The sequence below is a fragment of the Alteromonas algae genome, assembly GCF_049117195.1.
Classification (GTDB): domain Bacteria; phylum Pseudomonadota; class Gammaproteobacteria; order Enterobacterales; family Alteromonadaceae; genus Alteromonas.
Genome location: NZ_CP185260.1, coordinates 1320317 through 1332213 on the forward strand (window position 1 = coordinate 1320317; position 11897 = coordinate 1332213).

Sequence of the window (11897 nt, forward strand, 5' to 3'; positions counted from 1 at the left end):
AAGTGTGTACTCTTGCGCGTTAAAAAAGCGTGTCTTGCTCAGGCTGCGCTTTAATCGATAGATTAGGCACAGCGCGCTCGCTGTGCGCTTGATTGTAAAGATCAATAAATTGTTGTGCTAACCACGGTGCATCTTTGTTATCTGGGCGGTGACAAAAAAAGTATACGCTCTTGCCTTCACGTCGCCATTGATCAACCTTGCTCACCCATGGGCGTAGGCACTGTAAGTTATCCTCGTCATCGTCGTTGCCCACGAATCGCACGACTGGCGTTAGCCCCGTTGCAATCACATTAACCGGCACTCGCGGCTTTTTACTTCTTACTTCCGCTAACATCTCGCTATCGCACGGGCCTGTGAACAACGCCCGAGTGTCCATAATGACTCTGTTGGCACTGTGCGCTATTAATAGTTGATTCAGCTTTTTTTCGTCATCACCTTTTTCAAAAAAGCTAAGATGCCTTACTTCAACGGCAACGTTAAGCCACGGAGGCAATTGCGATAAAAAACGGTCTAATACGGATAGTTTGTTAGGGCCAAAGCCAGCCGGTAATTGAAGCAACATAACACCTAGTTTGTCTTTAAGGGGCTGCATTAAATTTAACTGCTGCTCAACGTCTTCTTGGCAGTGTTGGAGCTGTTTGCGGTGAGTAATCGTCTGATGAAACTTGAAGGTAAAGGAAAAGTCATCGGGTACCGATGTTGCCCACCTTAACGTAGCATCTTCATGAGGCAGTGAGTAAAAGGTGGTATTGCCTTCCACGGTATTACATTCTTTTGCGTAAGAAATAAGCTGCGTATCGCTTTTGGGATAATGCGCAAACCACGTGCGTGGCCAAGAAGGATGCTGCCACATCGGTAGGCCGATATGTAGCTTACCGACGATAGAAGCCGAATTTGTATGTAAGTTGCTATCTTTCTGCATATTTGTCATTGGGCTTTACGACGCATTTGTTTATACTATGCGGCCTTTAAATCATTACAGAATGCATGTTGTTACCACGATGCGAAATCCGCATCATTGTAGAGCAATAAGTTTGCCTGACAAGGGTGAACGCGTTGTCTCGGCAATACTAAACATTTAACGTGCAGAGCAAGACAATATATCAGGGGTCAAGGACCATGCGCACAGATTACTGTGGGAATATCGATTCATCATTTGTTGGACAAGAAGTTACGCTTTGCGGTTGGGTAAATAAGCGTCGCGATTTAGGCGGTGTTATTTTTATCGACTTACGTGATCGCGAAGGTATTGTACAGGTTGTGTTCGACCCAGATTTACCCGATGTACTAAATATTGCTAATACCCTGCGGGGCGAGTTTTGCGTGTCATTAACGGGTAAAGTGCGTGCGCGTCCAGAAGGGCAAATCAATAAAGACATGCGTACTGGCGAAATTGAAATTTTGGGTACGGGTTTAGAAATCATCAACAAGTCTGACGTATTGCCACTTGATTGGAACCAAGAAAACTCAGAAGAGCAGCGCTTACGCTATCGCTATTTAGACTTGCGTCGCCCTGTTATGAGTCAGCGCCTTCAGTTTCGCGCAAAAGTAACCGGTGCGGTTCGTCGTTTCTTAGAAGAAGACGGGTTTCTTGACATAGAAACGCCCATCTTAACGAAAGCGACTCCAGAAGGTGCTCGTGATTACCTTGTTCCTAGCAGAACGCACAAAGGTGAATTTTTTGCGCTGCCACAATCTCCGCAATTGTTTAAACAGTTGCTAATGATGTCGGGAATGGATCGCTACTATCAAATCGTTAAGTGTTTCAGAGACGAAGATTTACGTGCAGACCGACAGCCAGAATTTACGCAAATCGATATTGAAACTACATTCCTTGATGCCGAAGGCGTAATGGCGATTACCGAACGCATGATCCGCGACCTATTCAACAAAATGCTTGATGTGGATTTAGGTGACTTCCCGCGTATGACCTACGCAGAGGCAATGAAGCGTTATGGTAGCGATAAGCCTGACTTACGTAACCCGTTAGAACTTACTGATGTTGCAGACTTACTAGAGTCTGTTGAGTTTAAAGTGTTCAGCGGCCCTGCGACAGACCCCAAAGGCCGCGTCGCCGTTATTCGAGTTCCAGGCGGTGCCTCGTTATCTCGCAAGCAAATTGATGAATATACTAAGTTCGTTGGGATTTACGGTGCGAAAGGACTTGCTTGGATAAAAGTTAACGATATCGAAGCAGGGCAAGACGGACTTCAGTCGCCTATTCTTAAGTTCCTAAACGACGACATCACCACGGCTATCTGTGAGCGCACGGGTGCTGCGTCTGGCGATATACTATTGTTTGGTGCAGATAACGGAACCGTAGTCACCGAGGCGATGGGCGCATTGCGCTTAAAACTAGGTGAAGACTTCGACTTACTTGAAGGCGAGTGGAAGCCATTATGGGTTGTAGACTTCCCGATGTTTGAAGAGTTCGATGGACAGCTTCATGCTATTCACCACCCATTTACTGCGCCACGAGGTTTAACGCCAGAGCAGTTGAAAGCCAATCCAGCAGAAGCCTTGTCTGATGCTTACGACATGGTGCTTAACGGGGTAGAGCTTGGTGGTGGTTCAGTGCGTATCCACAACGAAGAAATGCAGTCTACGGTGTTCAGTATTTTAGGTATTGAAGATGAAGAAGCTAAAAACAAGTTTGGCTTCTTACTGGATGCACTTCGATTCGGTGCGCCACCGCATGCTGGACTAGCATTTGGACTAGATCGTCTAGTAATGTTGATGACGGGTGCTACGTCTATTCGTGATGTGATGGCGTTCCCTAAAACAACGACAGCAGCATGTCCGCTAACGTCTGCACCTAGCCCTGCTAATCCGCAACAGCTAGAAGAGTTGGCCATAGCGACGGTGAAAAAGCCATCTTAATCTATGACGTATAAAAAGCCAGAATCAGCGCTTGTGGTGCTGTACGATCAGCACTATCGAGTGCTTTTACTACAGCGCCAAGACGATCCTACGTTCTGGCAGTCTGTCACGGGGGCCCTTGAAGACGGTGAAGAACCGATTCAAACGGCCTACCGTGAGGTGTGTGAAGAAATTGGTGTTGATGCAAAGGCACACGGTTTCGAAATAAACAACCATCAAAAACAGAACCGGTATGAAATTAGACGCCGTTGGTTGCATCGCTATCCTCCTGGCACCACGTTTAATATTGAGCATGTCTTTTCTCTTCAAATAAACAGCGATATTCCGTTAGTACTTACTGAACATTTGCAGTATGAGTGGGTATCGAAACATGACGCACTATCGCGGTTGTGGTCACCCTCCAACAAAGAAGCGGTATCAATGTTTGTACCGAGTGTGCCTTAATGGTTATACTGGGTATAGATCCAGGTTCTAGGGTTACCGGCTACGGTTTAATTACGCGCAAGCAAGGTAAATTAGTTTATGTAGCCAGCGGCTGCATAAGGGTAGGCACTACCGATTTACCGTCAAGACTTGCCAACATATACACCGGAATTAGCGACATTATCCGTCAATTCGGGCCGGCGCAATTTGCGATTGAACAGGTTTTTATGGCAAAAAACCCCGACTCTGCGCTTAAATTAGGCCAAGCGCGAGGAGCAGCTATCGTAGCAGCTACGCAGGCTTCTCTACCCGTCGCTGAGTACAGTGCAAGGCAGATAAAGCAAGCTGTAGTGGGTAAAGGCAGTGCAGACAAAACGCAGGTTCAGCATATGGTGAAACACTTACTGAATTTAAGCGGCACGCCACAAGCCGACGCGGCAGATGCACTTGCAGTAGCACTTTGCCATGCGCACACCGAGCAAAGCCTAATTAATATGGCTGGGCAGGCTCGAAAAACCGTTCGTGGGCGATTGCGGTAACCTTTAGTTCCAATTTTCCGTTATTACCTTTGTTGTGAAAATACCAGCACAGGGTTAGAAAGAGATAATTCATGATTGGACGAATTCGCGGTACGTTGGCAGAAAAACAGCCTCCAGAAATTCTTGTAGATGTAGCCGGAGTAGGCTACGAAATTCATATGCCTATGACCAGCTTCTATCAACTACCAGCCGTAGGTGAAGAAGTGGTGGTTTATACGCATTTTGTGGTAAGAGAGGATGCCCAATTACTTTTCGGCTTTGCTGATAAAATGGAGCGTGGATTATTCCGAGAGCTAATAAAAGCGAATGGTGTGGGGCCAAAGTTAGGTCTTGCCATTTTGTCTGGGATGTCAGCATCTCAATTTTTGGTTAGCGTGCAAAATGAAGATGTATCAGCATTGGTAAGCCTTCCGGGAATAGGTAAAAAGACAGCCGAACGCTTGGTAGTCGAATTAAAAGATAGGCTAGCGAAGTTTGGTAAAACACAAAGCATTACCACCCCGCCTCCAAGCGGCGATTTACTCTCCGGTAGTACTATTGTTACAGTAAACGATGCGAGAGAGGAAGCGCAAAGCGCGCTTATTGCGTTGGGTTATAAACCTGCTCAGGCGAGTAAGCTGGTGGACAGCGTATATACCGATGGCATCCAAAGCGAAGCATTAATAAGAGAAGCATTAAAAGCAGCAATATAACCATATTGCTACTGAGCATAAAATAATTATGATTGAAGCCGACAGACTCATTACCCCAGACGCGAGCAACGAAGACGAAGTCATCGACCGTGCAATACGTCCCAAAATGCTTGATGACTATACCGGTCAGCCTCATGTGTGTGAGCAAATGGAAATTTTTATTCAAGCAGCACGTAACCGAGACGATGCGCTAGACCATCTGCTTATTTTTGGCCCGCCAGGACTAGGTAAAACTACCTTAGCGAATATTGTCGCCAATGAGATGGGGGTAAATATTAAAACTACCTCTGGGCCTGTGCTTGAGAAAGCGGGGGACTTGGCCGCGTTACTGACTAACCTTGAACGCAATGATGTTCTTTTTATTGATGAGATACACCGTCTTAGCCCAGTAGTTGAAGAAATTCTTTATCCTGCAATGGAAGACTATCAGCTTGACATAATGATAGGTGAGGGGCCTGCTGCGCGTTCTATAAAACTCGATTTGCCGCCATTCACTCTTGTCGGTGCTACTACGCGAGCGGGCTCATTAACATCACCACTGCGAGATCGCTTTGGTATTGTTCAACGCTTAGAGTTTTATTCGGTAAAAGATTTGACCAGTATCGTTGCGCGCAGCGCAAATTATCTTAACTTAGATATGAGTATTGAAGGGGCTCAAGAGATTGCTCGACGTTCTCGGGGTACGCCACGTATCGCAAATCGATTGTTACGACGTGTTAGAGATTACGCAGAGATTAAATCTGACGGAACCGTGGGTGCTGATGTAGCAGCGAAAGCATTAGACATGCTCGATGTTGACCGAGAGGGTTTTGATTACATGGACCGTAAGCTACTGTCTACCATTATCGAAAAGTTTGATGGTGGGCCTGTAGGGCTAGACAATCTTGCTGCGGCTATTGGTGAAGAAAAAGAAACGATTGAAGACGTTATTGAGCCTTTCCTCATTCAGCAGGGTTTTTTACAACGTACCCCCCGAGGCCGAATTGCTTCACAGCGAGCCTATCTTCACTTTGGCTTTACGCCGAACTCATGATGCATTGCAATAACACACAGGCCTAGTTTTAAGGCCTGATTTATTTTACTTCACCTTATTTTAGGCAAAAAAAAGCCCGCTTATAAAGCGGGCAAAACAACAAGTGTTGAAGGAAATAAATCCAGGGAACTCATGTCTAACAGGAGAAAACCTCTTGCATAACCGTGCTTCGCACCATCACGCTCTGTATGACTGATGGCGCGTATTATAGGCACCTTCGAAAAACTTACAATTGAGGAAAATTGTCTATTCACATTAAAAAAACTAATGCGTTAATTGCTTGTTAATTATATATAATAAAAACATTAAGCGTGCCGTTTTCAATGTGGTTGAAGCCAGTTTGCTAGCTTAATTTTTCGCGCACTCAGCGCTTTTTTTAGATGCTATAGATTAATTTTATTGAGATTAAAGGAATAGTTATGCATAAACACGCCGTGAGAGTGTATTACGAGGATACCGATGCAGGTGGGATTGTATACTACGCAAACTATTTAAAGTTTATGGAGAGAGCCAGAACTGAGTGGTTAAGAGGGCTGGGTTATGAACAAGATATTTTAATGGAACAATCTGTCGCCTTTGTCGTCAAACACGTTGAAATGCATAACTATGCGCCGGCACGGTTTAATCAGCTGTTGAGTATTGAATCGCACGTTGTAGAATTAGGGGGCGCTAGTTTGGTATTCAAACAAATTATAAAAAATGAGGAAAACGTTACGCTGGTGGTAGCTACCATTAAAGTAGCGTGCGTTAGTCTTGATTCTATGAAGCCTAAAAGGCTACCAAAGACATTGTTAGGGGAAATATCGCGTGTCATCTGATCTTACGTTTATAGGGCTTTTTCTACAGGCTAGCTTTGTTGTACAGCTTGTGATGTTACTGTTGCTTGGTGTGTCGATAGCATCTTGGACATTTATTTTCCAACGAAGCAAGGCATTGTCGGCAGCGCGCTCTGAAATGCGTCAGTTTGAAGATAAGTTTTGGTCCGGTGCTGACCTTAACAGGTTGTATCAAGAACTCTCTGCTCGAACCAATTTAGATGGAATGAGTAGTATATTTTGTGCGGGTTTCAAAGAGTTTGTTCGATTGAGAAAATCAAACACCAGTACCAACGGCATTGTAGATGGCGCTTATCGTGCGATGAGAGTGTCGATGTCTAGACAGGTTGAAGAGCTAGAAAGCCGTTTACCGTTTCTTGCCACTGCTGGCTCTATTAGCCCATACATTGGCCTATTTGGCACGGTATGGGGAATAATGAATGCATTCATCGCACTAGGTGAAGTACAACAAGCTACGCTTGCGATGGTGGCACCAGGGATTGCAGAAGCGCTCATTGCGACAGCCATTGGTTTGTTTGCTGCCATTCCTGCCGTCATTGCATACAACCGTTTTAGCCATCAGGTGGAAAAAGTAGAAAATAGCTATGGTAATTTCATGGAAGAGTTTTCTGCTATTTTACAACGTCAGGCTGCTGCCTCTGTGGCTCAGCAACCCTCTGTGTAATCATAAAATTATTACTAACGAGGAAACGTTATGTATGTAAGAAAACGCCGTAGGCCGGTATCAGAAATTAACGTTGTGCCATACATCGACGTGATGTTGGTGCTACTGATCATATTTATGGTAACTGCACCACTTATCTCTCAAGGGGTGAAGGTTGATTTACCTAAAGCCAGCGCTAACCCTATTGAACAGGAAGATAACCCACCGCTTATTGCATCCGTCGATGTAAAAGGGCGGTATTTTCTAAATGTTGGGGACAGTCAAGATAGTCCGATAGAGGCCGATGAGCTTGCAGCCCTTGTTCAAGCGCAGCTACAGAAAAATGAAAATACGCCGGTTGTGGTGAAAGGCGATGGCCAAGTACCCTACAACAAGGTTATCCAATTGATGGTGCTATTGCAGCAAGCGGGCGTGCCGTCGGTTGGGTTAATGACAGATCCGGTAGAGCCTAATTAGATGACATCAATGTCGGCATCTGTTTATAAATCGTTAGGTGTACACGCCGCTATTGCGTTAGTGTTGCTAATTAGCGTCAGTTTTTCTCACGAGCCACTTCCTTCTACCCCATCAAATGCGCCGGTTATTGAAGCGACCTTTATTGATGCTCAAGCAATTGCTGATACGAAGAGAGCGCAAGCACAAGCTGAGGCACAAGCGAAAGCAAAGGAAGTTGAGCGTCAAAGAAAAAGAGAAGAAGCGGCAGCACAGAAACGTCGCCAAGCCGCATTGGCCAAGAAGGCAAGAGAAAAGCGAGAAGCTGAAGAAACCCAAATAAAGCAACAAAAGGAGTTGGAACGATTAGCGGCACAAAAGGAAAAAGAGCGCAAAGCGCAGGAAGCGAAAGCGAAGGCAGATGCTGAACGCAAGAAAAAAGAAGCGGCCGAACGTGCGGAAATGGAAAGGATTATGCAAGAACAGCTTGCGAAAGAACAAGCTGCACAACAAGCCCGTAGGCGACAGCAGGTCCTGTCTGAAGTAGAACGTTACCAAGCGCTAATTAAGCAAACTATTGAACGAAACCTTTTTGCTGACGACAGCTTTAAAGGGAAGGTGTGTAAGCTAAATATTAAGTTAGCGACAACCGGTTATGTGACGAGTATACGAATTCTCGGTGGCGATGCTGCGCTATGTCAGGCCGCCGAAAGCGCGGTAAGGCGGGTCGAAGAACTGCCAATTTCTGATGCGTCAGACGTTTATCAGCAGCTAAAAGATATCAATTTAAATGTGGAACTGTAGTGTAATGAAAAAACTTAGAATATGGATAGCCAGTGTCGCAACGACTCTCATGCTGCTAAGCGTGAACGCGTATGCAACGCTTGAAATTGTTATAACGGAAGGTGTGAACAGTGCAAGACCAATAGGCATTGTTCCGTTTAAGTGGAAAGGTGAAGGGGCACTGCCTGGTGATATCTCAGACGTCATCATGGCCGACCTGACGCGCAGCGGAAAGTTTAACCCGATTGCACCAAATAGTATGCCGCAGTACCCTGAATCAGCAGCTGATGTAGATTACAGCGCATGGGCTAACATGGGGGTAGACACCGTGCTAGTGGGGTCTATTGAGCAAGATAGTGCGAATAAATACTTGGTGAGTTATCAACTTGTTGACGTGCTTAAAGGCCAGTTAGATGGCGGCCAGTCTCAAGTTTTAAAAGAGGGAAAGCTAGTTACGAGCAATTCACATGTTATCGTAGCAAGGCAGGCTGTAATTAACGACAGCGACTTCAGGCAATATGCACACAGAATAAGTGACATTGTATATGAAAAGCTTACAGGCGTTCGTGGAGCCTTCTTAACTCGTATTGCTTATGTCATTGTTCGCGACCGAGATACTTATGAGAAACCATACCAGCTGGTCATTGCAGATTACGACGGTGAAAACGAAACGCGGTTATTATCCTCGCCTGAACCATTGATGTCGCCTGTTTGGTCGCCAGATGGAGAAAAGCTTGCTTACGTAAGTTTTGAGAACAGAAGACCTCAAATTTTCATTCAAGATATTTATACCAGCGAGCGAACGGCCATTACTAATTTCCCTGGTATTAATGGCAGCCCCTCTTTCTCGCCAGATGGCAAGCAACTTGCAATGGTTTTGTCGAAAGATGGTAACCCCGAGATTTACATTATGGATCTCGCGACGAAAAACTTGCGCAGGATTACGCGCAACAGAGCGATCGATACCGAGCCAGCGTGGCTTCCCGATGGTAGTGGTTTAATTTTTAGTTCGGAACGGGGTGGTAAACCCCAGATATATAGCGTAAATTTAAATTCGAGAAAGGTAAGGCGTATTACCTTCGTCGGCGAGCAGAACCTTGGTGCCACATTAACGCCAAACGGTGATGAGATAGTTGTAGTTAATCAAACCAACGGAAACTATCACATTGCCAAGCAGGCGCTTGATGGTAGTTCGCCCCAAGTACTCACACGGACGTACTTGGACGAGTCACCAAGCGTGGCACCGAACGGAAGCATGATAATTTATAGTACCCTTCATGAAGGGAAGCAAGTGTTATCACTCGTTTCCTTAGACGGGCGCTTTAAAGCTAGGTTGCCAGCAGCCAATGGGCAAGTTAAGTCGCCGAGTTGGTCACCATTTTTGTTCTAACAATTTAAAAACAGTAAACAACAAAATTAAGGAATTAGTAGGATGCAAATGAATAAAATTATGAAGAGCTTCATTATTGCCTTACCAGTAGTAACAATGATGGCTTGTTCATCTGGCCCGAGCGAAGAAGAACTAGCGGCAGAACGCAACCGTTTGGCACAAGAACAGGCGCAAGCAGAAGTTGAAGCTGCAGAAGCAGAAGCACAACGCGTTAAAGCAGAAGCGGTCCAGCGCATGAAACGTCAAGAAGAGATGGTTCAGCAGGAAATGGAAGCGCTTAAAAATGAACAAACCGTTTATTTTGATTTTGACCGCGCAAGCATTAAGCCTGAATTCCAGCGTTTACTTGACAAGCACGCGGCGTTTCTTGTTAGCAACCCTAACCAGAACGTGGTAATTGAAGGTCATACTGATAGCCGTGGAACACCAGAGTACAACATTGCGTTGGGTGAGCGTCGTGCACAAGCGGTAGAAACTTACATGATGAATGCGGGCGTGAGCAGCAGCCAAATTTCAGTTGTTTCTTACGGTGAAGAGAAGCCGGCGGTAATGGGTTCTACTGAATACGCTATGGCGCAAAATCGTCGCGGAGTGGTAGTTTACAGATAATGGCTATTACAGCGATATCTTCATTAAAAAAAGGCGTCGCTCTTAGCGTCGCCTTCGCCTTTTCAGGCTTTGCCGCAGCTCAAGCGCCCGTTGTTAATGCCAATGGTGGCAGTGAACTAGAACAACGCATTGTTGTGCTTGAGCGCATTGTAAAAAGCCGTACGGAAATGCAACACCGATTGCAGTCTCAGTTAGATGCTATGCAAGGTGAAGTGGATCAACTTCGCGGTGCGGTAGAGGTTAATACTAACGAGTTGCAAAAAGTGTTAGAGCGTCAACGCGAGCTGTATCTAGAAATAGATAAGCGTGTAGAAGCATTGAAGCAATCAGGCACGTTAGCATCGACTGATACGCCTGTATCCACGAACCAGCCCGCTACAAGTATGCCCAGCGCGGGTATTACTGCGTCGCAAGTTGGTGAAGACGATGCATATGAAAGCGCCGTTAATCTTATTCTTAAATCTAGAGAATACGATAAAGCGATCCCTGCGTTTCAATCGTTTATTGAACAATTTCCTAACAGTGAGTATGCACCTAATGCCCACTATTGGTTGGGGCAGTTGTTATTCAATAAACAAGAGTGGGCTGATGCGAGCGAGCAGTTTAATGTGGTAGTTAGTCGGTTTACTGACTCAGCCAAGCGTCCAGAAGCACTGGTGAAACTGGGTGTTATTGCGCAACGAACGGGAGACGCAGCGCTCGCGAGACAATTGTTTGAGCAAGTGGTGTCTGAATATCCCAACTCTTCGGCACGTCGTTTAGCTGAATCTAGATTAAATAATTAATAAAAAACCTCTTTAAAGAGGTTTTTTTTATTATTTCATACTAGTTTATTACTCACGGTTTAAAATACTCGTGCTATTTTTGTCTGTAAAAAACGTGACTTATTACTGTTATTGCCTCGACGTTAAGGTTAATAACCACACGAATTGGTTTCATTTTGAGCGGTTGAAAGGTTTTTCGCATAAAAATGAAAATAAAAAGTGCTTATGGGTTGCGTCGCCAAAAATTATGAGTATTATATGCCGCCGTTGCCTAGACACAGGCAGCGAAGGAAAGAAGGGTCGTTAGCTCAGCTGGTAGAGCAGTTGACTTTTAATCAATTGGTCGCTGGTTCGAATCCAGCACGACCCACCACTTCTTCCCTAGTTTTAATTGATGGGTCGTTAGCTCAGCTGGTAGAGCAGTTGACTTTTAATCAATTGGTCGCTGGTTCGAATCCAGCACGACCCACCATCAATTAAAACGAAGTATCCATAATGTGTCACTTGATGGGTCGTTAGCTCAGCTGGTAGAGCAGTTGACTTTTAATCAATTGGTCGCTGGTTCGAATCCAGCACGACCCACCATCAAGTCTCCTAGCATCATTGGTCATTCTTCAAAGCAAGCATCTCAATCAGTAATACGTTTGCGAACCGAAATCCACTTAGGTTTTTCAAGCACATACACACGCACTTGTGATCCGCTTATATTTCAGGCGTGTAAACAGTATCGTTAGTATTACGCATGATACCGAGGTACTCTTCGTTAAGTAATTACATCATCACGCATTAACTTATGTGTAATTTTTATGACAGTTGGGTATAATCCACGCCCTTGTCGAAACAGAGATGTAG

The 11897-nt window shown here is 45.2% G+C and carries 13 protein-coding genes and 3 tRNA genes; 15 read left to right on the forward strand and 1 reads right to left on the reverse strand.

Features of this window, described 5'->3' with window-relative positions; translation table 11 throughout:
• Positions 1-19 precede the first annotated feature (19 nt).
• Positions 20-931: a DUF72 domain-containing protein gene (locus tag ACOJRU_RS05870; RefSeq protein ID WP_421134107.1), complete on the reverse strand. Its 912-nt coding sequence runs from the start codon at positions 929-931 to the stop codon at positions 20-22.
• 188 nt (positions 932-1119) lie between these two features.
• Here ACOJRU_RS05870 and aspS point away from each other — a divergent pair, with 188 nt between their 5' ends.
• The 15 genes from aspS to ACOJRU_RS05945 all read left to right on the forward strand — a co-directional run bounded on the left by aspS (position 1120) and on the right by ACOJRU_RS05945 (position 11630).
• Positions 1120-2880 carry an aspartate--tRNA ligase gene (gene aspS / locus ACOJRU_RS05875; protein ID WP_421134108.1) on the forward strand — a complete coding sequence of 587 codons (1761 nt, stop codon included), beginning with the start codon at positions 1120-1122 and terminating at the stop codon, positions 2878-2880.
• Positions 2881-2883: 3 nt separating this feature from the next.
• Positions 2884-3324, forward strand: coding sequence for a dihydroneopterin triphosphate diphosphatase (gene nudB, locus ACOJRU_RS05880; protein WP_421134109.1), 441 nt, complete (start codon positions 2884-2886; stop codon positions 3322-3324).
• Positions 3324-3842: a crossover junction endodeoxyribonuclease RuvC gene (gene ruvC, locus ACOJRU_RS05885; protein WP_421134110.1), complete on the forward strand. Its 519-nt coding sequence runs from the start codon at positions 3324-3326 to the stop codon at positions 3840-3842. The genes nudB and ruvC overlap by 1 nt, the downstream gene beginning before the upstream one ends.
• 71 nt (positions 3843-3913) lie before the next feature.
• Positions 3914-4534 carry a Holliday junction branch migration protein RuvA gene (gene ruvA, locus ACOJRU_RS05890; RefSeq protein ID WP_421134111.1) on the forward strand — a complete coding sequence of 207 codons (621 nt, stop codon included), beginning with the start codon at positions 3914-3916 and terminating at the stop codon, positions 4532-4534.
• A gap of 28 nt (positions 4535-4562) precedes the next feature.
• Positions 4563-5567: a Holliday junction branch migration DNA helicase RuvB gene (gene ruvB / locus ACOJRU_RS05895; protein ID WP_421134112.1), complete on the forward strand. Its 1005-nt coding sequence runs from the start codon at positions 4563-4565 to the stop codon at positions 5565-5567.
• A gap of 419 nt (positions 5568-5986) precedes the next feature.
• Positions 5987-6385, forward strand: a complete 399-nt coding sequence (gene ybgC, locus ACOJRU_RS05900) for a tol-pal system-associated acyl-CoA thioesterase (protein ID WP_421134113.1) — start codon at positions 5987-5989, stop codon at positions 6383-6385.
• Positions 6375-7067 (forward strand): protein TolQ, encoded by a 693-nt coding sequence (gene tolQ, locus ACOJRU_RS05905; protein WP_421134114.1) that lies wholly within the window; start codon positions 6375-6377, stop codon positions 7065-7067. The genes ybgC and tolQ overlap by 11 nt, the downstream gene beginning before the upstream one ends.
• 30 nt (positions 7068-7097) lie before the next feature.
• Positions 7098-7523: a protein TolR gene (tolR, locus tag ACOJRU_RS05910; protein ID WP_421134115.1), complete on the forward strand. Its 426-nt coding sequence runs from the start codon at positions 7098-7100 to the stop codon at positions 7521-7523.
• Positions 7524-8303: a cell envelope integrity protein TolA gene (tolA, locus tag ACOJRU_RS05915; RefSeq protein WP_421134116.1), complete on the forward strand. Its 780-nt coding sequence runs from the start codon at positions 7524-7526 to the stop codon at positions 8301-8303.
• A 4-nt stretch (positions 8304-8307) separates the two neighbouring features.
• On the forward strand, positions 8308-9672 hold the full coding sequence (gene tolB, locus ACOJRU_RS05920; protein ID WP_421134117.1) for a Tol-Pal system beta propeller repeat protein TolB: 1365 nt from the start codon (positions 8308-8310) through the stop codon (positions 9670-9672).
• 42 nt (positions 9673-9714) lie between these two features.
• Positions 9715-10281 carry a peptidoglycan-associated lipoprotein Pal gene (gene pal, locus ACOJRU_RS05925; protein WP_421134118.1) on the forward strand — a complete coding sequence of 189 codons (567 nt, stop codon included), beginning with the start codon at positions 9715-9717 and terminating at the stop codon, positions 10279-10281.
• Positions 10281-11066 (forward strand): tol-pal system protein YbgF, encoded by a 786-nt coding sequence (gene ybgF / locus ACOJRU_RS05930; protein ID WP_421134119.1) that lies wholly within the window; start codon positions 10281-10283, stop codon positions 11064-11066. The genes pal and ybgF overlap by 1 nt, the downstream gene beginning before the upstream one ends.
• 276 nt (positions 11067-11342) lie before the next feature.
• Positions 11343-11418 (forward strand) — tRNA-Lys (locus tag ACOJRU_RS05935).
• A gap of 23 nt (positions 11419-11441) precedes the next feature.
• Positions 11442-11517: transfer RNA gene (locus ACOJRU_RS05940), tRNA-Lys, on the forward strand.
• Positions 11518-11554: 37 nt separating this feature from the next.
• A tRNA-Lys gene (locus ACOJRU_RS05945) sits at positions 11555-11630 on the forward strand.
• The last annotated feature ends 267 nt before the right edge of the window (positions 11631-11897 follow it).

Bases quoted from the DNA above. Each gene is read 5' to 3' on its own strand.
- ACOJRU_RS05870 (WP_421134107.1), bottom strand. From the start codon at position 931: ATGACAAATATGCAGAAAGATAGCAACTTACATACAAATTCGGCTTCT.
- aspS (WP_421134108.1), top strand. From the start codon at position 1,120: ATGCGCACAGATTACTGTGGGAATATCGATTCATCATTTGTTGGACAA.
- nudB (WP_421134109.1), top strand. From the start codon at position 2,884: ATGACGTATAAAAAGCCAGAATCAGCGCTTGTGGTGCTGTACGATCAG.
- ruvC (WP_421134110.1), top strand. From the start codon at position 3,324: ATGGTTATACTGGGTATAGATCCAGGTTCTAGGGTTACCGGCTACGGT.
- ruvA (WP_421134111.1), top strand. From the start codon at position 3,914: ATGATTGGACGAATTCGCGGTACGTTGGCAGAAAAACAGCCTCCAGAA.
- ruvB (WP_421134112.1), top strand. From the start codon at position 4,563: ATGATTGAAGCCGACAGACTCATTACCCCAGACGCGAGCAACGAAGAC.
- ybgC (WP_421134113.1), top strand. From the start codon at position 5,987: ATGCATAAACACGCCGTGAGAGTGTATTACGAGGATACCGATGCAGGT.
- tolR (WP_421134115.1), top strand. From the start codon at position 7,098: ATGTATGTAAGAAAACGCCGTAGGCCGGTATCAGAAATTAACGTTGTG.
- tolA (WP_421134116.1), top strand. From the start codon at position 7,524: ATGACATCAATGTCGGCATCTGTTTATAAATCGTTAGGTGTACACGCC.
- tolB (WP_421134117.1), top strand. From the start codon at position 8,308: ATGAAAAAACTTAGAATATGGATAGCCAGTGTCGCAACGACTCTCATG.
- pal (WP_421134118.1), top strand. From the start codon at position 9,715: ATGCAAATGAATAAAATTATGAAGAGCTTCATTATTGCCTTACCAGTA.
- ybgF (WP_421134119.1), top strand. From the start codon at position 10,281: ATGGCTATTACAGCGATATCTTCATTAAAAAAAGGCGTCGCTCTTAGC.